Annotated in this window: 25 protein-coding genes; 4 read left to right on the forward strand and 21 right to left on the reverse strand. The window is 62.9% G+C overall.

All coding sequences use genetic code 11. The features are described from left to right. Positions 1–25 precede the first annotated feature (25 nt). From PG879_RS08070 to minC, 6 genes are all read right to left on the reverse strand, one after another. Positions 26–349 (reverse strand): HI1450 family dsDNA-mimic protein, encoded by a 324-nt coding sequence (locus PG879_RS08070; protein WP_010674643.1) that lies wholly within the window; start codon positions 347–349, stop codon positions 26–28. 284 nt (positions 350–633) lie between these two features. Then, positions 634–1,341, reverse strand: coding sequence for a monofunctional biosynthetic peptidoglycan transglycosylase (mtgA, locus tag PG879_RS08075; RefSeq protein ID WP_080767838.1), 708 nt, complete (start codon positions 1,339–1,341; stop codon positions 634–636). A 53-nt stretch (positions 1,342–1,394) separates the two neighbouring features. After that, positions 1,395–1,721: an HI1450 family dsDNA-mimic protein gene (locus tag PG879_RS08080; protein ID WP_029314491.1), complete on the reverse strand. Its 327-nt coding sequence runs from the start codon at positions 1,719–1,721 to the stop codon at positions 1,395–1,397. A gap of 180 nt (positions 1,722–1,901) precedes the next feature. Then, positions 1,902–2,171, reverse strand: a complete 270-nt coding sequence (minE, locus tag PG879_RS08085) for a cell division topological specificity factor MinE (RefSeq protein WP_010674646.1) — start codon at positions 2,169–2,171, stop codon at positions 1,902–1,904. Positions 2,172–2,173: 2 nt separating this feature from the next. Next, entirely contained in the window at positions 2,174–2,986 is an 813-nt protein-coding gene (minD, locus tag PG879_RS08090; RefSeq protein ID WP_010674647.1) for a septum site-determining protein MinD, read from the reverse strand. Positions 2,987–3,004: 18 nt separating this feature from the next. Next, positions 3,005–3,730: a septum site-determining protein MinC gene (gene minC, locus PG879_RS08095; RefSeq protein ID WP_039039101.1), complete on the reverse strand. Its 726-nt coding sequence runs from the start codon at positions 3,728–3,730 to the stop codon at positions 3,005–3,007. Between the two features lie 106 nt (positions 3,731–3,836). On the opposite strand from minC, the gene PG879_RS08100 reads away from it, so the two are divergent. Next, on the forward strand, positions 3,837–4,115 hold the full coding sequence (locus tag PG879_RS08100) for a YcgL domain-containing protein (RefSeq protein ID WP_029314494.1): 279 nt from the start codon (positions 3,837–3,839) through the stop codon (positions 4,113–4,115). Next, positions 4,112–5,074, forward strand: a complete 963-nt coding sequence (locus PG879_RS08105; RefSeq protein ID WP_182953678.1) for a lytic murein transglycosylase — start codon at positions 4,112–4,114, stop codon at positions 5,072–5,074. Before PG879_RS08100 ends, PG879_RS08105 begins: the two co-directional genes overlap by 4 nt. 162 nt (positions 5,075–5,236) lie before the next feature. On the opposite strand, the gene PG879_RS08110 is transcribed toward PG879_RS08105, so the two are convergent. The 3 genes from PG879_RS08110 to ppnP form a co-directional block, all read right to left on the reverse strand. Next, positions 5,237–6,607 carry an L-serine ammonia-lyase gene (locus PG879_RS08110; RefSeq protein ID WP_182953674.1) on the reverse strand — a complete coding sequence of 457 codons (1,371 nt, stop codon included), beginning with the start codon at positions 6,605–6,607 and terminating at the stop codon, positions 5,237–5,239. Between the two features lie 284 nt (positions 6,608–6,891). After that, positions 6,892–8,274 carry an L-serine ammonia-lyase gene (locus PG879_RS08115; RefSeq protein WP_182953655.1) on the reverse strand — a complete coding sequence of 461 codons (1,383 nt, stop codon included), beginning with the start codon at positions 8,272–8,274 and terminating at the stop codon, positions 6,892–6,894. Positions 8,275–8,430: 156 nt separating this feature from the next. Further along, positions 8,431–8,715: a pyrimidine/purine nucleoside phosphorylase gene (gene ppnP, locus PG879_RS08120; RefSeq protein ID WP_010674653.1), complete on the reverse strand. Its 285-nt coding sequence runs from the start codon at positions 8,713–8,715 to the stop codon at positions 8,431–8,433. 268 nt (positions 8,716–8,983) lie between these two features. On the opposite strand from ppnP, the gene PG879_RS08125 reads away from it, so the two are divergent. Beyond that, on the forward strand, positions 8,984–10,228 hold the full coding sequence (locus tag PG879_RS08125) for a dicarboxylate/amino acid:cation symporter (RefSeq protein WP_041215213.1): 1,245 nt from the start codon (positions 8,984–8,986) through the stop codon (positions 10,226–10,228). A gap of 108 nt (positions 10,229–10,336) precedes the next feature. Here PG879_RS08125 and PG879_RS08130 read toward each other — a convergent pair whose 3' ends face one another. After that, positions 10,337–10,735: a MerR family transcriptional regulator gene (locus PG879_RS08130; protein ID WP_010674655.1), complete on the reverse strand. Its 399-nt coding sequence runs from the start codon at positions 10,733–10,735 to the stop codon at positions 10,337–10,339. 132 nt (positions 10,736–10,867) lie between these two features. Between PG879_RS08130 and PG879_RS08135 the strand changes: the two genes are divergently transcribed. Further along, positions 10,868–12,034: a thiolase family protein gene (locus tag PG879_RS08135; protein WP_052816496.1), complete on the forward strand. Its 1,167-nt coding sequence runs from the start codon at positions 10,868–10,870 to the stop codon at positions 12,032–12,034. Between the two features lie 61 nt (positions 12,035–12,095). On the opposite strand, the gene PG879_RS08140 is transcribed toward PG879_RS08135, so the two are convergent. The 11 genes from PG879_RS08140 to PG879_RS08190 all read right to left on the reverse strand — a co-directional run bounded on the left by PG879_RS08140 (position 12,096) and on the right by PG879_RS08190 (position 24,392). Then, a complete protein-coding gene (locus tag PG879_RS08140; protein ID WP_052816497.1) occupies positions 12,096–13,337 on the reverse strand; it encodes an EAL and HDOD domain-containing protein in 1,242 nt (413 codons plus the stop codon). Between the two features lie 116 nt (positions 13,338–13,453). Then, the gene (locus tag PG879_RS08145) at positions 13,454–14,710 is read right to left on the reverse strand and encodes an outer membrane protein transport protein (RefSeq protein WP_052816498.1); all 1,257 of its coding nucleotides are present in this window, start codon (positions 14,708–14,710) and stop codon (positions 13,454–13,456) included. A 251-nt stretch (positions 14,711–14,961) separates the two neighbouring features. Then, a complete protein-coding gene (locus PG879_RS08150; protein ID WP_039039109.1) occupies positions 14,962–16,233 on the reverse strand; it encodes an outer membrane protein transport protein in 1,272 nt (423 codons plus the stop codon). 408 nt (positions 16,234–16,641) lie between these two features. Then, positions 16,642–17,385 (reverse strand): DUF3379 domain-containing protein, encoded by a 744-nt coding sequence (locus tag PG879_RS08155; RefSeq protein ID WP_052816500.1) that lies wholly within the window; start codon positions 17,383–17,385, stop codon positions 16,642–16,644. Then, the gene (locus PG879_RS08160; RefSeq protein WP_080990087.1) at positions 17,378–17,968 is read right to left on the reverse strand and encodes a sigma-70 family RNA polymerase sigma factor; all 591 of its coding nucleotides are present in this window, start codon (positions 17,966–17,968) and stop codon (positions 17,378–17,380) included. The genes PG879_RS08155 and PG879_RS08160 overlap by 8 nt, the downstream gene beginning before the upstream one ends. A 30-nt stretch (positions 17,969–17,998) precedes the next feature. Beyond that, positions 17,999–19,477 (reverse strand): BatD family protein, encoded by a 1,479-nt coding sequence (locus tag PG879_RS08165; protein WP_201964312.1) that lies wholly within the window; start codon positions 19,475–19,477, stop codon positions 17,999–18,001. Positions 19,478–19,539: 62 nt separating this feature from the next. Next, the gene (locus PG879_RS08170) at positions 19,540–21,000 is read right to left on the reverse strand and encodes a vWA domain-containing protein (protein WP_182953644.1); all 1,461 of its coding nucleotides are present in this window, start codon (positions 20,998–21,000) and stop codon (positions 19,540–19,542) included. A 21-nt stretch (positions 21,001–21,021) separates the two neighbouring features. Next, the gene (locus PG879_RS08175; protein WP_052815044.1) at positions 21,022–21,984 is read right to left on the reverse strand and encodes a VWA domain-containing protein; all 963 of its coding nucleotides are present in this window, start codon (positions 21,982–21,984) and stop codon (positions 21,022–21,024) included. Continuing rightward, on the reverse strand, positions 21,981–22,538 hold the full coding sequence (locus tag PG879_RS08180) for a DUF4381 family protein (protein ID WP_223954245.1): 558 nt from the start codon (positions 22,536–22,538) through the stop codon (positions 21,981–21,983). The genes PG879_RS08175 and PG879_RS08180 overlap by 4 nt, the downstream gene beginning before the upstream one ends. Then, positions 22,523–23,413, reverse strand: coding sequence for a DUF58 domain-containing protein (locus PG879_RS08185; protein WP_161648194.1), 891 nt, complete (start codon positions 23,411–23,413; stop codon positions 22,523–22,525). Before PG879_RS08185 ends, PG879_RS08180 begins: the two co-directional genes overlap by 16 nt. A gap of 28 nt (positions 23,414–23,441) precedes the next feature. Then, positions 23,442–24,392 carry an AAA family ATPase gene (locus PG879_RS08190; protein WP_052815041.1) on the reverse strand — a complete coding sequence of 317 codons (951 nt, stop codon included), beginning with the start codon at positions 24,390–24,392 and terminating at the stop codon, positions 23,442–23,444. Positions 24,393–24,475 lie beyond the last annotated feature (83 nt).

The following is a 24,475-nucleotide window of genomic DNA, read 5'->3' on the forward strand; positions in this document are numbered from 1 at the left end:
AAAAAGGCGCCTGGGGCGCCTTTTCTTATGCCTGTTGCTGGCGGTGCCAGCGGATATGCACGTCGTGCTCGCTCTGATCCCGTGGGAGGAGGAAGGTGGCGTAGATCACCTCGAACTCGTCCTGATGATCCAGCAAGCCGACCCAGACCTCGGCCCAACGTGCCATGTCCACCGGCTCGCCGAGTTCGGTCGACCAGTCGGCATTGGGCAGGGTTGCCTCCACCGCGCCACGTTGCTCGAACTCGAGGGTGATGTCGACGATTTGTTCGGGTGCCAGCATGTCGGCGGCCTGCTCCAGAAACTGATCATAGGCCCACTCGACCAGCTGATCCGGGCTACGTTGTTCCATGAAATCACTCCAGATACGTCCAGGTTCGCCACTTTAACAAGTATTGGGATGGGCAGCCAGCCCGGGGGCGGTGACGCCGTGCTGTCAAATGGCGGGATCAGGGGATAAGGTTAACAGAGCCGCCAGCAGGGGCGGCGTGACGGGGCGGCCTGGCAAGATGAAGCGACGACAGTACAGAAGGCAGATCAAGCGGCGGCGCGAAACCTGGTGGTGGCACTATCTGCCCCTTCATCGGGAAACCGTCGGCGGCCATCTGGGGCCCGCCTCTGATCCGCAGGATGGCGCTACTCTGTGCCGTGGACCCGGTTCAGGGTGACTTGCCCGAGTTGACCCATCTGACGACGGATCCAGGCCGAGCGCTGTTGCACATAGGGTGAGGGGGGCTTGACCCGATAACGCCAGGGATTGGGCAGGGCGGCGGCGAGCAGGGAGGCCTCGTAGCGGGTGAGGCGTATCGCCGGTTTGCCGAAGTAGTGCCTGGCGGCCGCCTCGGCGCCATAGATGCCGGGTCCGAACTCCACGATGTTGAGATACACCTCGAGAATGCGGGACTTGTCCCAGCCCAGCTCCATCAACAGGGTGAACCAGGCCTCTATCCCCTTGCGCAGGAAGCTGCGATCGCTCCACATGAAGAGGTTCTTGGCGGTCTGCTGGCTGAGGGTGCTGGCACCGCGCACCCGCCCGCTTTGCTGGTTGTGCCTGAGGGCCGAGCTGATGGCGTCCATGTCAAAACCGTGATGTTCGGCAAAGCGCTGATCCTCGGCGGCGATCACCGCCAGTTGCAGCTCCCGGGAAATCTGCTCAAGCGGCACCCAGTCGTGCTTCACCTCGGCCACCTTGGCAGGGGGAAACAGGGCGCGTTCGAGGCGCCAGGTCCACATGGGAGGGTCGATGAAGCGCAGCAGCGCGACCGAGACGATGGTGCTCGCAAAGGCGGCCAGCAGCAGCTTGCCGAGCCAGCCCAGCAGTCGCCGTCTGCGCGAAGGCCTCACGGGCTCGGGCCCGCCGTCCCAGTCATAGTGGCCAGGATCATCGGGATCCGGAATTATTGGGGCAGCCATTCGATGTGGCAGAACTTCTCGTCGACGCGGCGGGAGAGCAGCATGCGGGCAAACAGGTGCTCGTACTCTTCTTGTTCGTTGCCAAGGCCGACCCAGATCTCGGCATAGTCGGCGTCGCTCACCTCAAATCCCACGTCGGCCGCCCAGTCGTCGGCGGGATCGGTCTCCGCCAGCAGGCCGCGGTCGTTGAACTCCTGATTGAAGCGGACGATCTCCTGCTCGGGCAGGTTGTCGGAGGCCAGCTCCATGAAGAGTTCGAGGGCGGTGTCGAGCAGTTCCTCGACGCTGTGCATTTCGTCATTCAAAGACATAAGAGCCGTGTTCCAGATAAGGGGGGAGGGAAAGCCCGTCGGCAGCGCCTCGGGGTGCGCGGTATTCTAGCTGGCCCTGATGCCCTTGGCGAGATGCCGGGACGCCAGGCATTAAAAAACCGGATCCTGGGAAAGGATCCGGTCTTCATTGGGGGAAGGGGTCGCGCATGGTGCGTCAGCTCATCCCTTCTTCTGGTCGTCGGCGAAGGTGATGTTGAGCTCCAGCACCGACAACTCGTCACTCTTCTGATCAAGCTGGACGGTGATCTTGTCCGGGTCGATCTGCACGTATTTGCGGATCACGTCGAGGATGTCCTGCTTGAGCTGGGGCAGGTAATCCGGCCCCCCTCTGGATGAACGCTCGTGAGCCACGATAATCTGCAACCGCTCTTTGGCCAGTTGTGCGGTGTTCTGTTTCTTGTTGGAACGAAAATAATCCAATAATGACATGCTTAACTCCCGAACAGTCGGCTAAAGAAGCCCTTCTTCTCTTCTTCCAGAAAACGGAAATCCTTGGTGTCACCCAAGAGGCGGGCGACGGCGTCCTCGTAGGCCTGACCGGCATCGGACTCCTTGTCCAGAATGACCGGCTCGCCGGAGTTGGAGGCGCGCAGCACCGCCTGGGACTCCGGGATCACCCCGAGCAGTTTGATGGCCAGGATCTCCTGTACGTCCTGCACGCTCAGCATGTCGCCGCGGTTGACGCGGGTCGGGCAGTAGCGGGTCAGCAGCAGGTGCTCCTTGATGGGATCCTCACCGCGCTCGGCACGGCGGGACTTGGAGGCCAGGATACCGAGGATGCGATCCGAGTCACGCACGGAAGAGACTTCCGGGTTAGTGGTGACGATGGCCTCGTCGGCGAAATAGAGCGCCATCAGGGCACCGGATTCGATACCGGCGGGGGAGTCGCAGACGATGTAGTCAAACTGCATCTCCGCCAGCTGATCCAGGATCTTCTCCACCCCTTCACGGGTCAGGGCATCCTTGTCCCGGGTCTGGGAGGCGGGCAGGATGAACAGGTTTTCGCAACGCTTGTCCTTGATGAGGGCCTGGTTGAGGTTGGCTTCCCCGTTGATGACGTTGACGAAGTCATAGACCACGCGCCGCTCGCAACCCATGATGAGGTCCAGGTTTCTCAGACCAATGTCAAAATCGATGACCACGGTCTTGTGGCCACGCTGGGCCAGACCGGTGCTCAGTGCCGCGCTGGTTGTCGTCTTGCCAACGCCACCCTTGCCCGATGTAACGACTATGATTCGCGCCATTCTCGCTTCCTTGTAACTCTATTTGATTCGGTCTATACGAAGTTGTTCATTGTCGAGCCGGATATGGACCGGCTCTTGTATCACGCCTGCAGGCAATGCATCGCTGAGCTGGAAGGTGCCCGCGATGGAGAGCAGTTCGGCCTGCAATTGCTGGCAATAAATGCGGGCCTTGGGATTGCCCTTGGCCCCTGCGATGGCTCGGCCACGCAGGGCACCATAAACATGGATGCTGTCATCGGCGATGACTTCGGCGCCAGGGCTCACCGAGCCCAGCACCACCAGCGAGGTGCCGGCTGCATAGATCTGCTGACCGGAGCGCACCGGGCCCACGTGGACCTTGCTTGCCTCCACGGGCGCTGGCACCGGTGGAACCGGTGCGGCCTCCACTGGCTTGGGCTCAGGCACTGGCGGCGTCGGCTCAGGTTCTGCCTTGCGGCTCTTGCCTGACACCATGACGGCGAGGCCTGCCGCCTTGGCGGCCGTCTTCATCGCCTCGTCCCGCGCCCCCGTGATCCCGACCAGCACGAAGTCTTCCGACTCGACCAGCTCCCTGAGCTGTTCGAAATCGGGGATCGCCTCGAGGCGTTCCACATTGAGGACGAGGGGGGCACAATTAAAAAACTGGGGGGCCTGCGCGACCTTGGCCTCCAGCAGTTGTCGGATCCGGGCCGGATTGCCATCGCTGAGATGCAACACAGAAATAGTGAAGGTGGTCCCTTTCAATTCGTTATCGCGTTCAACCATGAATCTTCCCCGAACCGAGACGGTAATACGTTATTGTTATTCAATTCCTGATGTTATAGTTTGCCACCACCAGAGGCAATAAACCCGTCGGATTATATCAATTTCCATGTTGTGTGCAGTCTATAAAAGTCGCAAAAAAGCCGAGACCTATCTCTTTATTGAACGAAGAGAGGACTTTTCCCGCGTTCCCGAGGTGCTGATGAGTACCTTCGGGCGTCCCGAACTGGTCCTGATGACCAAGCTGGACCCGGCCAAGCCCCTGGGGCTGGCCTCCACGGAGCGGGTGATGGCCGCCCTGAAGAGCCAGGGCTTTTATCTGCAGGTGCCACCGCCACCGGAAAACCTGCTGGAGCAGCACAAGGCGCAATTAAAGGGCGCACGATGAGGGCGGGGCGGCTGGCACTGCTGTTGTCAGGCGCCCTGTCGGGATCGCCGGTGCAGGCCGGCCCCGATTTTGACCAGTACGTGGCAAGCCTCAAAGAGCAGGCGCTGGCGGCGGGCATGTTGCTCGAGACGGTGAGTGCGGCCTTTGCGGATGTCCACCTTGTCGATGCCGCCATCAGGCACGACAAAAATCAGCCGGAATTCAAACTGACCCTGGACACATATATTCCCCGGGCGGTGCCGGAATGGAAAGTCAAGCAAGCCCAAACCTTATATCGCCAGCATTTGCCGCTGCTCACAAAAATAGGTCGGGAATATGGGGTACAGCCCCGCTTTATTGTTGCCTTGTGGGGAATTGAAACCAATTTCGGCAAAATAACCGGCCATTATCCCCTTATCTCTTCTCTCTCGACCCTGGCCTGGGACGGTCGCCGTGAAGCCTTCTTCAAAGGCGAGTTGTTCGATGCCCTGCGCATTCTGGAGCAGGGACATGTGAACCCCGCCAACTTCAAGGGATCCTGGGCGGGGGCCATGGGGCAGGTGCAGTTCATGCCCTCGTCATTCCTGCGATACGCGGTGGATCAGGACGGGGACGGCAAGAAGGATCTCTGGGGCAATCTGGCGGATGTATTTGGATCGGCTGCCAATTATCTGAGCCAGAACGGCTGGCGCGAAGACCAGACCTGGGGACGGCGGGTGAGGGTGCCAGAGCGTCTGGACCCCGCCTTGCTGGGGCTTGAGACCCGCAAGTCCCTGGCGACCTGGCAGGCCCTCGGGGTTCGCCAGCAGGACGGCTCACCTCTGCCTGCGGTCGACATGCAGGCCTCCCTCATCCGCCCCGACGATATTCACGGGCGAAGCTACCTTGCCTATGAGAATTACCGGGTACTGCGTCACTGGAATCGCTCCCCCTATTTCGTGGTGGCCGTCGGTACCCTGGCCGATCGCATCGTGAAATAGCTCTCCCCCGTTCTCCTGTCACGGCGAACGGGTGGAGGTGATATGCCCGTCTCTTTTTATCCCTTGTCGGCCTCCCTTTATCCACGAACGCTGCCCTTTAAATCGCGACCAAAAAAAAAGCGGGAATATATCCCGCTTTTTTCATGTCATCGCGACTCGGCGTTAGTCGCAGGCGACCTGCATCACCTTGATGGCCAGGCCACCGCGGGAGGTCTCGCGGTACTTGGAGTCCATGTCCTTGCCGGTGATGTACATGGTCTCGATCACCTTGTCCAGCGACACACGCGGCTTGGAGGTGCGACGCAGGGCCATGCGGGAGGCGTTGACCGCCTTCATGGCGGCGATGGCATTGCGCTCGATGCAGGGTACCTGTACCTGGCCGGCCACCGGGTCGCAGGTCAGACCCAGGTTGTGTTCCATGCCGATCTCGGCGGCTTCACAGACATGCTCGGGGCTGCCGCCCATCAGCTCGGTCAGGCCGGCGGCGGCCATGGAGCAGGAGACGCCCACTTCACCCTGGCAGCCCACTTCGGCGCCGGAGATGGACGCGTTCATCTTGTAGAGCATGCCGACGGCGGCAGCGGCCAGATAGAAGCGGGTGTACTCGTCGCGGCCCACCGGCTGGATGAACTTGTCATAGTAGGCCAGCACGGCGGGGATGATGCCGGCGGCGCCGTTGGTCGGCGCGGTGACGACGCGGCCACCGGCGGCGTTCTCTTCACTCACCGCCAGGGCGAACATGTTGACCCAGTCCACGATGTTCATGGGATCGTTGGAGAGGTTCTCGTTGGTGGTCAGCTGGCGGTAGAGCGGCGCGGCGCGGCGCGGTACGCGCAGCGGGCCGGAGAGGACGCCCTCGGTGCGGCAGCCGCGCTCGATCCCTTCCCGCATGGTGGTCCAGATCTTGCCAAGCTTCTTGTAGATCTCTTCCGGGGTGTTGAAGCACTTCTCGTTTTCCATCATCAGGGCGGAGATGGAGAGACCGCTCTGGCTGCAGTGGGCGATGAGCTCGGCGGCACTCTTGAAGGGATAGCTGACGGACATGTCGCCGCTGTCACCCTTGCCAAAGTTCTCTTCGTCGACAATGAAGCCACCGCCGATGGAGTAGTAGGTCTTGCTGTAGACGGCGTCATCTTCGATGAAGGCGGTCAGCCTCATGCCGTTTTCGTGCAGGGGCAGGGCCGCGTCATGGAAGATCATGGCGCCCTTGGGGAAGCTGACGGTGTGGCAGTGCAGGCCGATGGGCAGACGACCGGTCTGCTCCACGCGGGAGATGAATTCGGGGATGGCGTCGATGTCGACGTTCTCCGGCAGGTTGCCCGCCAGACCCATGATGATGGCGGTATCCGTGTGGTGGCCTTTGCCGGTCCAGGAGAGGGAGCCATAGACATCGACCTGGATCCGGGTGATGTCACGGATCTTGCCGCCAGCACGCAGTTCATCCACGAACTGTTTGGCTGCCTTCATGGGGCCGACAGTGTGGGAAGAGGAGGGGCCAACACCGATTTTGAAGATATCAAAAACGCTGATCATGTAACAATTACCTCAGGGTAGAAGGGGGCGCCATGCCCACTCGCAGAAAAGGGATCCATGGGACGGGTCTGTCGTCACAAAGGCCAGGGAACCGGATAACCACAGTGTAACGGTTCAATGCCTAAAAAAAGTTGAAACAGATCTATTTTTGTTGAATTCGTGGCGCGAGTATAAAATTTATTTTGATGGTTATCCATTTTGTTAAGCGCCAGACAAACGTTTTGCAAAAAAATACCCGGCGATGCCGGGTATTCGAGTGCCATATGCGGCTTTATCACAGAGGCTTAACACTCGGTGATGTTGACGGCAAGGCCGCCCCGGGCGGTCTCCTTGTACTTGGTCTTCATGTCGTTGCCGGTTTCCCACATGGTTCTGATCACCTTGTCCAGCGACACCTTGTGCTCGCCGGTGCCACGCAGGGCGAGGCGGGCAGCATTGATCGCCTTGACCGCGCCCATGGCGTTGCGCTCGATGCAGGGCACCTGCACCAGACCACCGACGGGATCGCAGGTCAGCCCGAGATTGTGCTCCATGCCGATCTCGGCGGCGTTCTCGACGATGGCGGGGCTGGCGCCCAGCAGCTCGGCCAGGGCACCAGCGGCCATGGAGCAGGCCACGCCGACCTCGCCCTGACAGCCCACTTCGGCCCCCGAGAGGGAGGCATTCTTCTTGTAGAGGATGCCGATGGCGGCGGCGGTGAGGAAGTACTGCATCAGCAGCTCGTCATCCACCTTGCGCACGAAACGATCGTAATAGTGCAACACCGCGGGGATGATGCCGGCGGCACCGTTGGTCGGCGCCGTCACCACCCGGCCCCCGGCGGCGTTCTCCTCGTTGACGGCCAGCGCAAAGAGATCCACCCACTCCATCACCATCAGCGGATCCTTGTTGAAATTGGTCTCGCCACAGAGCTGGCGATAGAGGGCGGGAGCCCGGCGCTTGACCTTGAGGCCGCCTGGCAGCACCCCCTCGCTCTTGCAGCCACGCTCCACACACCCCTGCATCGCCTGCCAGATCTTGCGAAGCCCGGCCTTGATCTCCGCTTCCGAGCGAAACACCTTCTCGTTGGCCAGCATCAACCCCGAGATGGAGAGGCCGCTCTCCTGGCACTGGACCAGCAGTTCGGCGCCGCTCTCGAAGGGATAGGGGATGGGGTGGGCGGAATCGAAGCGGGCCGCCTCTTCCCGGGCGTTGGCGAAGTGACTCTCCTCGATGATGAAACCGCCCCCGATGGAGTAGTAGGTCTGCTCGAACACAAGGGTGTCACCCTCATAGGCGCGCAGTGTCATGCCGTTGGAGTGGGCGGGAAGGGTCTTGCGCCGGTTGAAGAGGATGGCGCCGATGCGGGGAAATTCGCTGGGTTGCTCGCCGCCAAGGCAGAGGGTCTGGGTCTGCTCTACCTGGGCGAGGAAGGCGGGAATGGCCTCGATGTCCACGGATTCGGGTTCAAATCCGGCCAATCCCAGGATGATGGCCTTGCCGGTGCCGTGCCCCTTGCCGGTCTGGCCCAGTGAGCCGTAGCACTCGACGACGACGCGTCTGGTACGGGAGAGGAGTGCGTTCGCTTTGAGGGTCTGGATGAAGGCGCAGGCGGCCCGCATCGGTCCCACGGTATGGGAGGAGGAGGGGCCTATCCCGATGGAAAACATGTCGAAGACACTGATCATGACGTACTCCAATTATGGATTTCGTCTAAACATTGTAAATTTTTTGTAGTCGTTGAAAAGGGGGGAGATAGCGGGGTGTGATGGCGGTAGGGAAATGGGCGCGGGAGAGACGCGCCATGGGGGAACCGCTCGGCATCCCATGGCGCCCGTGATACATCAGTCGAGGAACTCGCACAGATAGGCGGAGGCGATCTTCACTTCCAGCTTGAAGGAGGAGTGACCGGCCACGTCGAAGGATTCTCCCTGCTGGTAGGTGTGCCACTCATCTTCGTCGGCCAGCTGGATGGTGAGGGCGCCCTTGATCACCGTCATGCGCTCCGGGGCGGCGGTATTGAACAGGTACTCGCCCGCTTCCATCACACCAACGGTAGCTTTCTCGCCTTTTTGCTCGAAACCGATGGATTTAACATTTCCGTCAAAATACTCGTTAACTTTCAGCATCTTTTCTTCCCTGTATGCACGTTTGCAGAGCCAACGTAGCACACTGTTTTGGATGTTGTCATGGTAAAAGGAGTAAAAACAGCCGTGTCTCTTTTGAGGCTTTACTTTCTCATAAAGTTATCAATGCATTTCGTTAACGGGTTCTGATGTAAAACGGGGTGCAAATATGAGATAAAGCGCACCGCCAGAGCAATGGAGAGGATTTGACGCTCTGGGTGGTCATTTACGCTGTAAAAGTGTGAGTAATTGCTAAATAAAGGAACATTCTGTGTTAACAAAAGGATTAATCAAAAACATCGGCTTCCAGGTAGTGGTGGCCATGGTGCTGGGCGCGCTGGTCGGGGCGCTCATGGGAGAGCAAGCCACAGTGTTTGCGCCGCTTGGCACCCTGTTTATCCAGCTGATCAAGATGCTGGTGATCCCGCTGGTGGCGGTGGCCATCCTGTCCGGGGCCGCCAACCTGGGGGCCAGCCCCGCTGCTGGCAAGATTGGCGTCACCACGCTCGCCTTCTTCCTCGGCACCTCCGCACTGGCGGTGTTCCTGGCGCTGGTGATGGGTCAGGTGTTCAAACCTGGTGTGGGCGTTGACTTTGGCGCCACTGCGGCCATGTTCTCCGGCGACTACGCCGACAAGGGTGCACTGCCCGATGCGGTGGCCACCCTGCTTGGCATGATCCCGACCAACGTGTTCAGCGCCTTGAACGAGGCCAACATCCTGCAGATCCTGGTGTTCTGCATGTTCCTCGGCATCGCCCTGGCCAAGCAGCCCCGTGAGCGCGCCAAGCCGCTGGTAGACGGGCTCAACACCCTGGTGGACGCTTTCGTCTGGATGATCAACAAGGTGATGCTGATCGCCCCCATCGGCGTCTTCGGCCTGATGGCCGACGCCATCGGCACCTACGGCTTCGACGTGCTGACCCTGGTGCTCAAGCTGTTCGTCGTCTATGTCGCCGCCATCCTCATCTTCGGCTTCGTGGTCTATCCGCTGCTGATCGCGTTCTTCTCCAACACGCCGGTACGCAAGTACTTCTCCGCGATGAAGAAACCGCAGATCGTGGCCTTCTCCACCGCCTCTTCCATGGCGACCCTGCCGGTCAACATGGAGACCTGCGAGCGCGATCTGAAGGTGACCAACGCCACCGCTTCCTTCGTGCTGCCGCTGGGCGCCACCATCAACATGAGCGGCAATGCCATCTATTACGGCCTGGTCGCCATCTTCTTCGCCCAGGTCTATAACATCGATCTGTCCATGGGTGCCTGGGCGGCGATCATCGTCACCTCCACCCTGGGTGCCATCGGTCAGGCCGGTGTACCGGGCCCGAGCTTCCTGGTGGTTGCCGTGCTGCTGGCGGCCGGGATTCCCATCGAGGGTCTGCCGCTGCTGTTCGCGCTGGATCGTCTGTTCGACATGATCCGCACCGCGCTCAACATCACCGGCGATGCGGCCTGTGCCATCATCGTCGATCGCTACAGCCCGGATTACGATCCGAACCGCTGGAGCAAGGAGGCCTGATATCGGGTCGACCACCGTGCATGACAAGAGGGAGGCTTCAAGCCTCCCTCTTTCATTTGTGTCTATTTGCTGGCGGTGTTCCCCGCTCGCCTCGCCCGTCTGCGTAACTCAGGGAGAGAGGTGTGCCAGGGCCTGGCGGCAGCGCTGTTCGGCCGCCTCCAGCTCCAACAGGACCATCTGGATATCTTCCAGCTGCTGCTGCAAGGTCTCCCGCTTGTCGGCCACCAGCCCCAGCATGGTCTGCAACTGGGAGCGGCTGCTCTTGTCCGCATCGTAGAGATCGAACAGCTCCCGGATCTCTGCGAGGCTGAAGCCCAGACGCTTGCCACGCAGGGTCAGCTTGAGCCGCACCCTGTCCTGACGGCTGTAGATCCTGTGCTGTCCCTGGCGGGTCGGGTTGAGCAGGCCCTGATCCTCGTAGAAGCGGATGCTGCGGGTGGTCACATCGAACTCGCGAGCCAGTTCGCTGATGCTGAAGGTGCGGGTGTCGTCCCTGGATTTGGTCATGGGGCTGTCTTGGCTGCCATCTGGTTGTCAATGCAGGCTGGCACCTTACCCAAACGTCAACTTCCCCGCAAGTCTTGTTCCTGTCGCGGTCGCGGCATATGTTATCCCGATGTAACAAGGAGAGTGCTATCGATGGATATCGTGATTGTGGCGGCCAAACGTACCCCCATGGGGGCCTTCCAGGGGGCCCTGAGCGCGCTCGGTGCCCCCGAGCTTGGCGCCTGCGCCATTCGCGCCGCGCTGGCGCAGGCCGGGATGACGGGGGAGCAGGTCAATGAGGTCTATATGGGTAACGTGCTGAGCGCAGGGGTCGGCCAGGCGCCAGCCCGCCAGGCGGCGCTCAAGGGGGGGCTGCCGGACAGCGTGCCCTGTACCACCATCAACAAGGTGTGCGGCTCCGGCATGAAGGCGGTGATGCTGGCGGCGGACAGCCTGCGCCTGGGGGAGGCCGAGGTCGTGGTGGCGGGGGGCATGGAGAGCATGAGCCGCGCCCCCTATCTGCTGGACAAGGCGCGCAGCGGTTTTCGCATGGGGCACCAGAGCGTTCTCGATCACATGTTCTTGGACGGCTTGCAGGATGCCTACGAAGGCCATCTGATGGGTCATTACGCCCAGTTGAGCGCCGATCGCAGCGGACTGACCCGGGCCGACATGGATGCCTTTGCCATCGCCTCCCTGGAGCGGGCGCTGACGGCGCAGCGCAGCGGTGCCTTTGCCGCGGAACTGGCTCCCGTCATGACCTCTGAGGATACCCTGCTGCTGGCCGAGGATGAGCAACCGGGCAAAGCCAGGCCCGACAAGATCCCCGGCCTCAAGCCGGCCTTCAGCAAGCACGGCACCATCACGGCGGCCAATGCAAGCTCCATCTCGGATGGGGCGGCAGCCCTGGTGTTGATGCGGGGGGAGACCGCTGCCCGGCTCGGATTGCCGGTGCTGGCCAGGGTAGTGGGTTACCAGAGTCATGCCGCCCTGCCGGCGGAGTTTACCAGTGCCCCCGTCGGCGCCATTGACAAGTTGCTGGCCCGGGTGGGCTGGTCGGTGGAGGAGGTGGACCTGTTCGAGGTGAACGAGGCATTCGCCATGGTGAGCATGCTGGCCATGGCAGGGTGCGGCATTCCCCATCACAAGTTGAACGTGAACGGCGGGGCCTGTGCGCTGGGGCACCCTCTTGGCGCCAGTGGCGCCCGCATCCTGGTGACCCTGATCCATGCCCTGCGTGCCCGCGGGCTCAGACGAGGGGTGGCGAGCCTGTGCATCGGGGGAGGGGAGGCAACGGCCATCGCCATCGAGGCAGGCTGAATGCGTGGGTGAGATTGCTACGGGTTGATGAAATGACAACGTCCCTTCAAGAGGGACGTTGTCATGTCTGGCGGGAGTGGACCGGTTGCTTTTCCATGGCCTGAAGCTGCTGGTTGACCCAGGCGGTGGCGCTCAGATAGAGGTGGCTGACCTTCTCTTCGTTGAGGCCGAGCCGGACGGTGTTGGCGGCGACCCGCTGCCAGTCGGCTTTCTCGAAATCTTCACAGAACGCCAGGTAGAACCCGAGCTTGCCCTTGCGGGTGAGCAGGGCGGCACGAATGTCGTCGGTCAGGGGAATGGAGCCGATCAGCTGATCCAGCGGTTCGCCCATGAGCACGTCCAGCAGGGAGAAGAGGCCGGTGACAAAGGCTTGCTGTGCCTGCTCTGCGGGCGCATGGGTCTGGGCCAGAAGTTCGCAGAACCGGGCTCTGATGAGGGACATCTGGTGGAGTTCGGCGCTCTTTTCACTTCCCGCACTGGTGGCGGCGATCAGGGCGACGAAGCGCTTGAGCTGGGCGTGCCCCAGGGAACTTGCGGCCTGGCGAAACGAGGCGATGGGCTGGGGGAAACGCTTGAGGTGGTTGATGTAGCGCAGCAGCTTGAGGGAGAGGGTGAGATCCTGGTTGAGCAGTTGCTCAATCTTGTCCAGATCCGGTTCGGTCTGATTGACCACCTCGAGCAACTGCATCACCACCAGCTGGGCCGGCGGTATGGTGGGCTGTTGCACCATCTGGGGGCGGCTGAAGAAAAATCCCTGGAACAGGGTGACGCCGAGCTGCTTCATCCGCTCGAACTCGGCCTGATCCTCGACTTTCTCGGCCAGATAGGTGAGGGGCAGGTGGCGATGATTCGCCATGAAGTGCTCGATGCAGGGTTGCGGAGTGCTGCGCAGGTCGAACTTGATGATATGGATGTAGGGGAGGAACCTGTCCCAGTCTGAGACCATGGTGAAGTCATCCAGCGCCAACCGATAGCCCAGCCCATAGAGCTGGATCACTTTTTCCAGCAGCGCATCGTCGGGCTCGGCATCCTCCAGGATCTCGATCACCACCTTGTCACGGGGGAGGCATTCGGCCAATCCGTCCAGCAACAGGGAGTGGGGGAAATTGATGTAGCAGGGGTGATCTCCGATGAGATGATCGATGTTCTGCTGCAAGAACTGCTCGGCAACCAGCCTGGAAGTGGCCTGCTGTGCGGAGACGGAGGGAAATACATTGTCCAGGCTGTCGCGAAACAGCAGCTCATAGGCTTGGGTGTTCAACTCCCGATCCAGAATGGGCTGCCTTGCTACATAGGAATACATGCATCTCTCCACCATGGTTACAGGCTTGATTCTATGGTGAAGCGGATCACTATGCCAGTGCCGACCGGTCGGGAAGGTCAACAACTGGCATACTATTTGTCAGGAAACCCGGAGTGTCAGAACAGGTAGTTGAGCTGCAGGCCGGCGAGCCAGGCATCCCCTTCCGAGGTGCCATTGAAGGTGGAGGTGGTCTGGGGGATGCCGGGCCTGAGCTGCATGGTTTCGCTCACGTCCACCTTCTTGCCGTCGATCAGGGTCAGCCCCAGATCCAGCGAGAGGTGGCGGTCAATCTGGTAGCCCACGCCGGCGCTGTACCAGACCCGATCCGAGTCGGGGATGGAGATGGTGCGGCGATCCGCCGGGACCGGGCTGCGGTCGTAGGCGATACCGGAGCGCAGTTGCCATTGGGGGGCCAGCTGGTAGGTCATCCCCAGGGCATAGCGCCAGCTGTCTTCCCAGTGCTCCTCCTTGATATGCATGGTGCCGTGGTGGTCGAGCTCGGATTCGAGCTGCACGAACTTGCTCCAGTTGGTCCAGTTGATGCTGGAGTGGAGTGCCAGCGTTGGGGTGAGTTGATGGAACAGAGCCAGCTCGGCTGTGGCGGGCAGAGGCAGATCCAGGCTGCCGGTATCGGTGAAGGGCTGGCCCTTCTGATCGATGCCGATGGCGTCACCGGAGAGGGTCAGGGTCACATCGTGGCGATAGGAGAGACCGACGCGGGTTGCCTGCGACAACTCAAGCAGGGTGCCCAGGTTCCAGCCCATGGCCCAGCCATCCCCTTTCAGGTGCTTGGCTATCTGGTTGTTGGAGGGGAAAGTGCCGCCCACTTCCCCTTCCCCCTGAATGGCGGAGAGACCAGCCCCGACGGACCAGACGCGGTTGATGCGATAGGCCAGGGAGGCCCCCAGATCCACGGTCTTGATGTCGGAGACGTTGCCGAAGTGACCGGCGTTGTAGTTGTCCGGCATCTTGACCCCGAGTCCGTAATAGGAGGTGGCGGCAAGCCCGAGGCGCCATTGCTCGCTGAGGGGCACGATGAGATAGGCGTTGGGCACCCAGGCGTCACCCGCAATGTCGTGGGCTCCGGCATCCAGGCTGACCGGCCCCTGGGGGGTAGGCACCCGTGTGGTGCCCTCGATGTTGACGTCGGGGTGCACGTGGATAACGCCGCCGGAGAAGGCCAGGGTATCGAACCGGGTCATGGCGGCGGCATTGCGGGAGAGCACGCTGGCATTGTCGGCGATGACGGCCTCACCCGCGAAGGCACGCCCCATGCCTGTGGCGGATTGCTCCGCGAGCTGGAAGCCGGCAGCCTGCACCTGGCTCGACAGCAGCAAGAGGGCTATGAGGGAGGGTTTGAACGTCGGATGCATGGTCTTTCCTCGGGATGAACTGGGTGTTCATTCTGTTATTCGGTTGGGGCCGGGATTTTATATGGTATGACCAGCAAGGCAACGGGGAGAGGGGAACGTGCGGCAAAACGGGATTAAATGCTGAAAGAAATACCCATAACAGCTTGATAAAAAAAGAAAAGAGTACAGTTGTTTACTACAGCTGTGCGCTCAGTTGGCGAAATTGGATAAAAAAAGAGCGCCCTGGGGCGCTCTCGATGATGACATGAAAATCAGAATTTCATGTTGAACTGGGCGGAAGCCAGCAGGGCGTTGCCGTGGGAGGTGCCCTTCCAGCGCAGCGCATCGCTGTGGTTGCGCAGGCCTTCGTTCACGTCCACTTCCTTGCCGTCCAGATAGGCCATGCCGAAGTCGAGGCTCATGTCCGGATTGATGTGGTAGGTGGCACCGGCGCTGTACCAGATACGGTCGGAGTCAGGAATGCTCAGGCTACGGTATTCCGGCTCGATGGGGCTGTTGTCGTAGGCGAAGCCGATACGGGCTTCCCAGGACGGGTTGACGTACCAGGTACCGCCCAGGGCGTAACGGGCAGAGTCCTTGAACTTCTCGTCTTTTTGCAGACACACGCCGCCGGCGCAGTTGCTGCTGGTGGCCTTGAGCTCCTGGAAGGCGCTCCAGTCGGTCCAGTTCACGGAGTAGTGGACAGCGAATTGCTGGTTCAGGCGGTGGTAGCCTGCGAATTCGGCCTGGGCCGGCAGATCCAGCTTCAGGTTGCCATCGACGACGCGGTTGCCGGAGGTGGCACCCTGGAAGTCGCCGTCAAAGCTCAAGTCCACCTGGGAGCGGTAGGTCAGGGCGAGACGGTTGTTTTCGTTGATCTCGTACAGGGTGCCGACGTTCCAGCCAAAGCCCCAGGTGTCGCCCTTCAGGTGAGCCAGACGGGTATCGGAGTTGGCACCCGGAATGGCAGCGGAGAGCGCACCGGCATAACGGTTCAGCTCGGCGGCGGCGTAGACGGCATTGATGCCGGCACCGACGCTGAAGCTGGAGTTGATGCGATAGGCGATGTTGGGGTTGATGTTGAAGGTCAGCAGCTCGGTGTCACCGGCGCCGGCACCGGCCGCGAAGGTCTTGGAATATTCGGTGGAGAGGCCGTAGTTGGAGAAGAGGCCGATCCCCCAGGCCCACTGATCGTTCAGGGGCTGGATGAAGTAAGTGGCCGGCACGAAGGCATCGGGGGCGATGTCGCTTTCGCTGGACGGAGCCAGCTTGGTGGGGCCGGCATAGATGTCGCCAGCCACGTCCACGTCGGGCTTGATATAGGTGCCGGATACAGACAGTGCCATCTTGTCGAAGGTGGTCATGGCCGCCGGGTTGCGGGACAGCACGGCCGCGTTGTCGGCGATGGCTGCTTCACCTGCGTAGGCGCGCCCCAGACCGGAGGCCGAGTGCTCGTTCAGCTGGAACGCGGCGGCGAAGGTCTGGGTGCTGGCCAGGGTCACGGCCGCAGCGATCAGGCTTTTCTTGAAAAAGGCAGTTGTCATAGTGTTCTCTCTTTGTAAGCAGATTTTCTGTCGACATCGCGGCTCTTTGGCGGCTATTGACGACATGATCTGTTGTTATGTCAGCTTCTTCCCATTCATTGCTGGCGTGATTCTATGGATCTGGTAGGAGGTAAGAAATCAGACCAGTGACAGCAGAATACATAAAAGTTTCCATTGTGTTAATCATTTGTTTTAACTTGCCGTTTTATTAGGCTGATTTATCTATTATTGGATAAATAAAGCACAAATGGTGCCGTTTGCGTCATTTAAAATAAATAGTAAAAATGTGACTTCGCGCGGGCAATGGGCGGGAACATGCGGGGATGTGGGGATGAACAGGCAGACAATGAGGATGTCTGCCTGTGATGTGGCTGAGGCGGAGGACGAGTCAGCCTGGGTCAAGGTCTGTTAAATGGACCAGTGCAGGCGTGACTCAAGCTGGCGGGCAACCGGGGCGAGGGGCTCCTGCATGTCTCCGATGAGCACCATGTTGGCCCCCTTGAGCGGCAGTATCTCCCCCTTGAGGGTCCCGTCTGCAAAATCGGACTGGATCGTCAGTGGCAGGTGCTTGGGGACGAGGAACAGGGTGACCGGTCCCATCTTGCCCTGGAGCACCATGTGCAGGGCCGGTCCCTGGTAGAAGGCGCAGTGGTTGACATAGGTTACCTTCATGCCCGGCATCTCGCTCAGGGTGGCACCATATTTCTCCATTTTTGCGTTGATGGTGTGCAGGCTGACCCGCTCATCCACCGCATGAATGAAGGGCTCTTCCCCATAAACGTGGGACATGGCGACCTGAGCCAGCGACAGGGTGTCCGGTGCCACAGGCCAGCTGATCCAGCGGGTGCTCATGCCGAGCAGGAAGGCGACCGAGGCTGCGATGGCCAGAGCGCGCCATTGCGTGCGTGCAGGAGTGACGGGCAGCGGGACCACCTGCTTCTCTTCGGCTGCCATCGCCTGCCTGAGCAGGATCCGCTCCGCAAGACCGGCCGGTACGTCCACTTCCAGAGTGCTGCGCACCTGGCGTTCGAGCTGCTGCATCTCGTCCAGATGCTTGCGATTGGCCGGTGACGCCTCGGCGGCTTTCAAGAAGGCGGGATCCCTGTCCGAGGGGTGAGTGATGGCCCGGCGGCGAAATTCAAGCTCATCCATTGGTGTGTCCTCTCTGTTGTTTCGCAGACTCCATGGCCTCTTTTATCTGGTTGCGAGCGCGAAACAGCCTTGTCATGACGGTGTTCTTGTTCAGGCCGAGTTGCTCGGCGATCTCCTCCCCGCTGAATCCCCCCAGTACCTGCAGCAGCAGCGGCTCCTGATACTCGGCAGGCAGGCGGGCGATGTGGCGCCTGAGCCATTCGTGCTCCATCTCCTGCTCGCTTGGCAGGACACCCTGATCCCGCAGGGGGGGCTCGTCGAGGTCGACGAGATCGAACTGCTTTCGCTCAAAGCGGCGGGCATTCTCCCGCCGCAATATGGTGATGAGCCACGCCTTGGCAGCCTTGTCGTCCAGCAGGGTATCTATCGCCTTCCAGGCGCGCAGGAAAGTCTCCTGCACCAGATCCTCGGCGATTTGCGGATCCCGGCACAGCCAGTAGGCGTAGCGGTAGATGTCCCCGTGCAGGGCGTGCACCAGGGCTTCGTACTTGGTTTGTTTGTCAGCCATCTCCCCATAGACCGGAGAAGTGCAGGGATCCTTTCCCGTGTCGGCCCTTTTTCTTCTGAAAAAACCTAACGCCATAAAGGGGTGTCCTGTTTCATGAGGGGCGCATCATGCACGCATCCACGCCAGTGTTCGAAGACCATAGGCTATCGTAAAGCTCTCCCTGGTGCACAACTCCCTGGCGAGCGCCTGCCTGGGCAGGTGTTCGCCAGGGACTCGCTTGGGGGAAAAACAGGCCCGATCCAGGTCGTCCAGCAGCGCCCCCATGGCGGGGTCGCGGTGACAGGGCAGCCTGGCCAGATGCAGGCAGGGGGTGTCCCAGCGCAGGACGGCCCAGGTCAGCAGAGTTTTCCTGGCCTCGTCAGGAGAGCCCGTTGCGAGGGCCCGTTGCAGGCGATAGAAAGCGCGCCAGCGCGGCCAGCGGCGCATGAATGCCCGCAGCAGGATGGCCAGGAGCACCCAATAGAGATACTGGCCCCCTGGTGCGGGGGAGGCGGGAGTGGCGCTCTCCCTTGCCGTGAACACCAGAGAATGTGCGGGCAGGCGCGCCTCCTCGATGCGGCCGCTCTGGGTGTTGAACCAGCGCAGGGTCTGGGGGGGCAGCACATAGCGCCCCGCCTCGTCGGCGGTCAGGGCCTGGCGCCACTGGCGCTCGAAGCGAAGCGCCCCCTCGGCCACGAATCGCTCCTGTTGCTGCTCGCCGTCCGGCTTCATGGAGAGGCCGGCGGGCAGGGGCGGGGCCGGCAAGAGGGGCAGGCGGTTGCCATCCCCCCCTTCCATCACCAGGGTGAGGGTGCGGATCACCGGCTCACCCACCCTGGCCTGGGCCGGGCTGAACTGCTGGCGCAGCACCAGGCTGCTCGCCACCGGCTCCAGGGGGGCCTTGTCCACCTTGATGAAGAGGGTCGCCGCCCTGGCGGACAGCAGATCCCCCGCGTTGCCCGGCGCGGCCGCACCGGCCGCATCCTGGTGCGGCAACCGCCCCTGAAAGCGGGGGGATTCGACGGGATGGAGCCCGGGCCCTTTGGCCTGCAGCAGCCATTTTCTCGTGAGACGCCCGGGCAGGCCGGGGCTGGCGGGAGAGTCCCAGCGATCCTCGCCAAGGCGGCGAATGGTAAAGGCCGGGGTGATGGGCTCGCCGAGGTTGGGGGCCTCCAGGTTAGCAGGCAGCCAGAGGGTCAGCTCATAGATGAAGGGCTGGCCGGGGTAGAGATTCCCCTCATGGAGCACCCGGGCCTGCAGCTCGACCGGAGAGAATACCGGGTCTTGTGCCGGCATCAGGGTGCCGTCCAGGGAACGTGTCGGCACCGCCAGGGAGGGGGTGAGATCGGCGCCAAGGGGCAGGGAGGGCACCTGGCGCGGGCTGGTATCGAGCAGGTGCAGGGGGATCTGCCAGCGGGTCAGGCTGCGGCTCTGGGCACTGACCCGCTGGATGTTGACCCGCCCGACCGCAAACTGGCGCAGCAGCGGTTGCAGGTTGAGATCCTCATCGCGGTGCAGCCCGTCGGCTTCGATGACGAGCAGCCAGTCGCGCTCGCTCGCCCCCGGCAACAGCTCGGCCTCGACAGGGGCGGCCTGCACCCGCATGGCGCACAGGGCGAGCAGCAGCCAGCAGCCGAACCGGGGGGAGAGCAAGCGCAGTACGAGGATCACCAGGGCTCCTCCACCTTGAGCAGGGGGCGGCGCAGGGCCTCCTTGCGAAGGCGCTGCTCCAGCAGCAGCACGGGGGGCGCCGGGGGGCGGGGAGCCTCTGAGGCGCGGGCGGGGTCGGGAGTGTCGGCCTGCTCCGGGGCATTTGCCGAGGGCGCCGACTGCGGCGGGTTGGCCCGCAGCAGGGCCAGGTTGTGCAAGGCATCCCTGTGCCCAGGTTCAAGGCGAAGGGCGCTCAGATAGGCCTGCTCCGCGCCGGCAAGATCCCCGAGCCAGACCAGGGCATTGCCCCTGTTGTAGTGGGCGGTGGCGCTGTTTGCCCTGCCATAGGCGGCGACGGCCCTGGCGTAATCCCCGGATCTATACCAGGCGTTGCCTTGCCAGACCGGATCCTGGAAGGCGTTGGCCGCTTCCCGATAGTGTCCCTGGCGATAAGCCAGCCAGCCTTCTTCATCTTGTCGGGAGGCCGCCTGCAGGGAAGGGGGCGCGAAGCCAATGACGAGGATCACCAGCAGCCAGTGGGCGCCGATCCGCGCCAGCAGCGCCAGGGGGAGCAAGGGGATGAGCAGCCAGGGGCCGAGATCCCGGGATTGCCCCTGCGTCAGGGCCTGGCCCATGGGCAGGGGGGCAAAGCGGGGCAGGCCGGAATCAAGCCAGGCCAGCCTGCCTCCGGTACTGGCGGCAAGGGCGGCCATGGCCTCCTCGTCGGGCGCCGGCAAGGTGTGGCCGATCGGGCTGCCGAGCTGCCAGCGCTCGGCAGCCACGCCGGGCTGCCGGGTCTCCTTGCCCCCGCTGGCCAGCAGGATGTCGAGCCGCGGGGCCGAGCCTGCCTTGCAGAACAGGTCGTTGAGGCAGGGCCAGAGGGCGGCGATGCGATCGCGCGCTGTCCCGGAGAGGCCGTCGGTCACGAGCAGCAGACGGGCGGACTGGCCCGGCGGGATCAGGGTGAGGGCCAGGGCCACGGCGCGCTCGGGGGCGCTGCCCTGGACAGGCATGATGGCCGGGCGCAGGTCCGGCAGCAGCAGGGCGATGGCCTGATGATCCCGGGTGGGAGGCATGGCGAGGTAGGCATCCCCGGCAAACAGGATGAGGGCGATGGGATGGGGCGCATCCTGCCGCGCTATGTCGGCCAGCATCTCCTGCAATCCCAGCCTCACCCGGGTTGCCCGGTCCGGCGCCAGATCCTGTGCCAGCATGGAGTCGGAGAGATCCAGCAGCCAGATATCGAGGGCCGGGCTCGGCATGGGGAGACTCTGCTGGCGCAGGGCGGGGCCCGAGAGCGCCAGGATCACCGGCAGACAAGCAAGCCAGCGCCAGGGGATGGCCCGATGGCGGCTCGGCAGCAGATAGGCCTGCATGGCCGGGGAGAGCAAGCCGGGATCGCGGCGGCGGCGCCACCCCTGCCACAGCCAGGGGATCAGGGCTAGCAACCAGAGGGGGCGCAGCAAGGTCAGCTCCATGGTGTCACCGTCATGACCAGCCTACTCATGGGATGGCCTGTGTGACAGGGGGATGTGCCAGCGGGCTGGCCAGCAGAGCAGCAGCCAGGCCAGGGCCAGTGGCCAGGGGTAGAGCTCCTGGTGGGGCCGGGAGAGGATCTGGGGCCGGGCGAGGGGCTCCAGGGTGTCGATGGCCTGGTTGATGGCGGCGAGATCGCCCCGGTTGCGGGCGCGAAAATAGCGGCCTCCTCCCAGTGTCGCCAGCTGCTGCAACAGGGCTTCATCCAGTTCGGCACTGGGATCGGCGTCCCCTGCGGGCGCGGCGAAGGTGTCGGGGTCGGCGCCCACCCCCAGGGTATAGAGACGGATGCCGGCTTTGGCGGCGAGCCTGGCCTCGGTCAGGGGATCCGCATTGCCCGAGGTATTGCGGCCGTCCGTCACCAACAGCAGGGCGGTGGGGCGGGTGGGGTCGGCGTGCTGGCGTGCCAGCAGGATGGCTTCCCCCAGGGCCGTGGTGCGCCCCACCAGATCGAAATCGAGCTCCCTGGCCAGGGTGAGCAGGGCCCCGGTCTCCTGGGTGAGGGGGGAGAGCAGATAGGCGTGATCGGCAAAGACGACCAGGGCGATTCGATCCCCCGGGCGGGAGGCGACAAGGTTGCTTATCTGCTGGCGCACCGCGGCAAGCCTGTCCGTTTGCTCTCCGTCATCCAGCATGTCCTGGGTGCGCATGCTGTCGGAGAGATCCACCGCCAGGATGAGGTCTCGGCTGCTCTGGTAGTGAATGATCGGGGGCTCCTGCCACTGGGGGCGGCACAGGGCCAGTACCAGGGCGCACCAGCAGAGCATCATGCGCCACAAGGGCTGCCCCGCCTGGGGCCGGAGCAGGGGAAAACCTCCGTGAACGAGCTGGTTTCCTCCCTTGCGCCCCTTCATGGGAGGCAGGCCGAAGCGCACCAGCAGCGGCAGGGCGAGGGCGAGGGAAAACCAGGGCCAGGCGAGGATCATCGCGTACCCTCCGGGGAAGGGGCCCCTCGCTTGCTTGTCGGGAATCGCGGCGCGCTGACGCAGCGTCGCCCCCAGGCGAGATAGGCGAGGCGCAATCTTTTGCGCTGCGCCTCATCGGGCATTCTGCCCCCATAGAGCCAGAGCGGCCACTGGGCGGCAAACCGGGAAAAATCGCTCCCCCCCTTGCTGTCCAGCCAGGCGAGCCAAGCCTCCCCTTGCAGGGGGGCCGCCTCGGGCCAGCGGGCCATGGCCGCTTCTCGCAGGGCATCCTGCAGCCTGGGGACGAGATCGTCGGCCTGCCAGTCTATCCGATGCGCCCAGTGGCGCTGGCGCCACAGGGTGAGGGCCGTCATGGCGATCAGGCAAGCGGCGATCGCCGCGATCAGCAGCCCACCGAGGGCCATCAGGCGAGGATCCTGTGCAGGCTCGAGAGCGGGGCCTTGGTGGATGTCGCGCAGCTCGGCACGAATGGCTTGCAAGGCCTCGCTGGACGAGGGCTGGCGATATGCATCCGGTGCGGGCACGCCCTGCTCCCCCCTCAAAACAGACGGCATCCGCCCTCCTGCCACTGGCGTTGCAGGGTGGCGCCGTTGTCGAGGCGATAGAGGCGCGTCACCAGGGGCAGCAACTGCTGGCGACAGGCCTCGGCCTGTTCGTCGGCCGCCCTCTGGTAGCGGGCGCGAAAGCGGGGGTCTTCTCCCGCGAGCCAACCGCTGTGTCTGCCTGCCTGCACTGCCAGCTGCCCCTGCTCGGGCAGAGCGGCTTCCAGGGGATCGCGGATCTGCCAGTAGTGGATATCGTGGCGCAGGCGAAGGCGTTGCAACTGCTGGCAGAGTGCCTGGTCCGGTGCCTGGTGATGGCTTATCAGGGTCAATCTGGCCCCGTGGGGCAGGGTGAGTCGTGCCAGGGTCTGGGCCAGCGTCCAGGGTGGGGGGGCGCGATCCAGCCCTGCCTCGTAATGGCGGCAGAGCGCTTCCAGCAGAGGCATGAGAGAGCCGCGCTGGTGCTCTGTGTGGGGGGCTGCGCCCTGGCAGATCAAGGTATTGGCCTGTTTCTCCCCCTGCCAGAGCAGGGCGGCGGCCAGCTCGCAGCCAAGGCGGGCCTTGAGCTGGGCGCGGGAGCCAAAGTACATGGCGGGTGAGAGATCCAGCAGCAACCAGTGGGCCTGATCCTGCTCTTCCCCGTAGAGGCGGGTGTGGGGGCGGCCGAGGCGGGCGGTGACCCGCCAGTCGATGTGACGCACCTCGTCACCGGCCTGATAGAGGCGAAGCTCCCTGAAATGCAGCCCGGGCTGGCGTCCGATACGCCCCTGGGCCGCCTGATGAATGCGGGCACGTTCGCTCTGGCGCGTCCAGAGGCGCACCGCCAGCAGCCGCTCGAGGGTGAGGGCGATGTCGGGGTGATCCCGGGGCTCGGCGACGGGGGTCATGGCGACAGGGCTGCCTGTGGGGGTCGGTTCAGGGGCATGGAATGGCATCCAGCAGCAGGGTGATGAGCGCCTCGCTATCGAGGTTGTCCGCCAGCGCCTGATAACTCGGGATGAGGCGGTGGCGCAGCACGGCTGGCGCCAGTTGCTGGATGTCTTCGGGCAATACGAAGTCGCGCCCGGCGAGCCAGGCCCGGGCCCGTGCGGCTCTTGCGAGGCCGATGCTGGCCCTGGGGCTGGCACCCACCGCAATGAGGGGTTCCAACTCGGGGCACAGGCCGCTGCCGGGTCGGGTGGCGCACACCAGTTGCACCAGATAGTGCTCGAGGCGCCCCTGCATCTGTACCCCTTGAACGGCGGTGCGGGCTTCCAGCAAGTCGGACTGGCTCAGGGTGACCGGCGGCGTCGGCAGGGCGTCGCCACGGGCGTTGAGTTGAAGGATGGCCAGCTCCATGGCGGGGCTGGGGTAATCCACCAGCAGCTTGAGCAAGAAGCGATCGAGCTGGGCCTCCGGCAGGGGATAGGTCCCTTCCTGCTCGATGGGGTTCTGGGTGGCGGCGACCATGAAGAGGGAGGGCAGGCGCCAGCTCTTCTTGCCCACGGTGATCTGGTGCTCGGCCATGGCCTCCAGCAGGGCGGACTGCACCTTGGCCGGCGCCCGGTTGATCTCGTCCGCCAGCACCAGGTGGTTGAACAGGGGGCCGGGTTGAAACACGAAACTCGCATCCTGGGGATGGAAGACCTCGCTGCCGGTGAGATCGGCAGGGAGCAGATCCGGGGTGAACTGGATACGGGCAAAGCGCCCCTCCACCGCCCCGGCCAGCGCCTTGACCGCCCGGGTCTTGGCAAGACCGGGGGCCCCCTCGATCAGCACATGTCCTTCACATAACAGGGCGATCAGCAGCCCCTCGATGAGGGGGCCCTGTCCCAGGATCTGGCTGCCCAGATAGTCTCCAAGTGCTCTGAACTCGGCCGCTGCCATGCGATAAACCCGTTGTTTTTATGGAAGTTGATCTTTTTATACCCCAGTTGGCTCACAAGGGCGAGGGAGGGTGGCAAGATGGG

The sequence above is a fragment of the Aeromonas sp. QDB63 genome, from assembly GCF_027707425.1.
In the GTDB taxonomy this organism is placed as follows: Bacteria; Pseudomonadota; Gammaproteobacteria; order Enterobacterales; family Aeromonadaceae; genus Aeromonas; species Aeromonas caviae.

Excerpts from the sequence above, each read along its gene's own strand:
- PG879_RS08080 (WP_029314491.1), bottom strand. The coding sequence starts at position 1,721 with ATGTCTTTGAATGACGAAATGCACAGCGTCGAGGAACTGCTCGACACC.
- ppnP (WP_010674653.1), bottom strand. The coding sequence starts at position 8,715 with ATGCTGAAAGTTAACGAGTATTTTGACGGAAATGTTAAATCCATCGGT.
- minC (WP_039039101.1), bottom strand. The coding sequence starts at position 3,730 with ATGGTTGAACGCGATAACGAATTGAAAGGGACCACCTTCACTATTTCT.
- PG879_RS08135 (WP_052816496.1), top strand. The coding sequence starts at position 10,868 with ATGGATATCGTGATTGTGGCGGCCAAACGTACCCCCATGGGGGCCTTC.
- PG879_RS08155 (WP_052816500.1), bottom strand. The coding sequence starts at position 17,385 with ATGGATGAGCTTGAATTTCGCCGCCGGGCCATCACTCACCCCTCGGAC.
- PG879_RS08150 (WP_039039109.1), bottom strand. The coding sequence starts at position 16,233 with ATGACAACTGCCTTTTTCAAGAAAAGCCTGATCGCTGCGGCCGTGACC.
- PG879_RS08110 (WP_182953674.1), bottom strand. The coding sequence starts at position 6,607 with ATGATCAGCGTTTTTGATATCTTCAAAATCGGTGTTGGCCCCTCCTCT.
- PG879_RS08105 (WP_182953678.1), top strand. The coding sequence starts at position 4,112 with ATGAGGGCGGGGCGGCTGGCACTGCTGTTGTCAGGCGCCCTGTCGGGA.
- PG879_RS08175 (WP_052815044.1), bottom strand. The coding sequence starts at position 21,984 with ATGATCCTCGCCTGGCCCTGGTTTTCCCTCGCCCTCGCCCTGCCGCTG.
- PG879_RS08070 (WP_010674643.1), bottom strand. The coding sequence starts at position 349 with ATGGAACAACGTAGCCCGGATCAGCTGGTCGAGTGGGCCTATGATCAG.
- PG879_RS08185 (WP_161648194.1), bottom strand. The coding sequence starts at position 23,413 with ATGACCCCCGTCGCCGAGCCCCGGGATCACCCCGACATCGCCCTCACC.
- PG879_RS08130 (WP_010674655.1), bottom strand. The coding sequence starts at position 10,735 with ATGACCAAATCCAGGGACGACACCCGCACCTTCAGCATCAGCGAACTG.
- minD (WP_010674647.1), bottom strand. The coding sequence starts at position 2,986 with ATGGCGCGAATCATAGTCGTTACATCGGGCAAGGGTGGCGTTGGCAAG.
- PG879_RS08190 (WP_052815041.1), bottom strand. The coding sequence starts at position 24,392 with ATGGCAGCGGCCGAGTTCAGAGCACTTGGAGACTATCTGGGCAGCCAG.
- PG879_RS08115 (WP_182953655.1), bottom strand. The coding sequence starts at position 8,274 with ATGATCAGTGTCTTCGACATGTTTTCCATCGGGATAGGCCCCTCCTCC.
- PG879_RS08140 (WP_052816497.1), bottom strand. The coding sequence starts at position 13,337 with ATGTATTCCTATGTAGCAAGGCAGCCCATTCTGGATCGGGAGTTGAAC.
- minE (WP_010674646.1), bottom strand. The coding sequence starts at position 2,171 with ATGTCATTATTGGATTATTTTCGTTCCAACAAGAAACAGAACACCGCA.
- PG879_RS08145 (WP_052816498.1), bottom strand. The coding sequence starts at position 14,710 with ATGCATCCGACGTTCAAACCCTCCCTCATAGCCCTCTTGCTGCTGTCG.
- PG879_RS08180 (WP_223954245.1), bottom strand. The coding sequence starts at position 22,538 with ATGCCGTCTGTTTTGAGGGGGGAGCAGGGCGTGCCCGCACCGGATGCA.
- PG879_RS08170 (WP_182953644.1), bottom strand. The coding sequence starts at position 21,000 with ATGGAGCTGACCTTGCTGCGCCCCCTCTGGTTGCTAGCCCTGATCCCC.
- PG879_RS08100 (WP_029314494.1), top strand. The coding sequence starts at position 3,837 with ATGTTGTGTGCAGTCTATAAAAGTCGCAAAAAAGCCGAGACCTATCTC.
- PG879_RS08160 (WP_080990087.1), bottom strand. The coding sequence starts at position 17,968 with ATGGCGTTAGGTTTTTTCAGAAGAAAAAGGGCCGACACGGGAAAGGAT.
- PG879_RS08165 (WP_201964312.1), bottom strand. The coding sequence starts at position 19,477 with ATGCGGGTGCAGGCCGCCCCTGTCGAGGCCGAGCTGTTGCCGGGGGCG.